This window comes from Romboutsia sp. 13368 (assembly GCF_018336475.1).
Taxonomy (GTDB): Bacteria; Bacillota; Clostridia; order Peptostreptococcales; family Peptostreptococcaceae; genus Romboutsia.
On sequence record NZ_CP048741.1, the window covers coordinates 1,631,096 to 1,632,021 of the forward strand.

General features: G+C 28.8%; 1 protein-coding gene. It reads right to left on the reverse strand.

Annotated features, from left to right (window positions below):
* The coding region (galE, locus tag G3997_RS06550; protein WP_296644656.1) for a UDP-glucose 4-epimerase GalE at positions 1–906 on the reverse strand (906 nt) is incomplete at its 3' end.
* Between the last annotated feature and the right edge of the window lie 20 nt (positions 907–926).

Below are 926 nucleotides of genomic sequence, written 5' to 3' on the forward strand. Positions count from 1 at the left end.
TTTCCATCCAAGTACACTCTTAGCTTTTTCACTACTAGCTATTAATACTGCTGGATCTCCACTTCTTCTTGGTTCTTCAACAGCACATATATCAAARTTAGTAACCTTTCTAGCTACATCTATAACCTCTTTAACAGAATACCCATTTCCATTACCTAAGTTAAATATATCACTATTATTTCCTTTTCTTAAATACTCTAAAGCCTTATAATGAGCAGAAGCTAAATCCATAACATGTATATAATCTCTTATACAAGTACCATCTTTAGTATCATAATCATTTCCAAATATACTTATATGACTTCTCTTTCCTAATGGAACTTGAAGTATTAAAGGTATTAAATGMGTTTCTGTTTTATGATCTTCTCCTATACTTCCATCAAAATATGCACCTGCTGCATTGAARTATCTTAAAGAMACATACTTAGTRCCATAAGCATTATCAAACCAYTTCATCATTTTTTCCATTGCAAGCTTAGTTTCACCATAAGTATTTGTTGGATTTGTTTCATCCTCTTCCATTATAGGTATGTTTTTAGGTTCTCCATAAGTTGCTGCWGTTGAAGAAAATACTATTTTATCAACATTATTTTCTTTCATAACATCTAATAAACACATCATACCATATACATTATTATGGTAATATTCATATGGCTTTACCATACTTTCTCCAACTAATGAGTTTGCAGCAAAATGTATTACCGCTTCTATATTATTTTCTTTAAATACTTTATCTAARTTTTCTTTATCTCTTATATCACAGTTATAAAATTTATCAGTTAATATTGCTTCTTCATGTCCTGTTAATAGGTTGTCTACAACTATTATATCTTCATTTTGTTCTAAAAAATATTTAACAGTATGACTTCCTATATATCCTGCTCCACCTATTATTAATACRCTCATTATGTACCTCTTTCTAATTT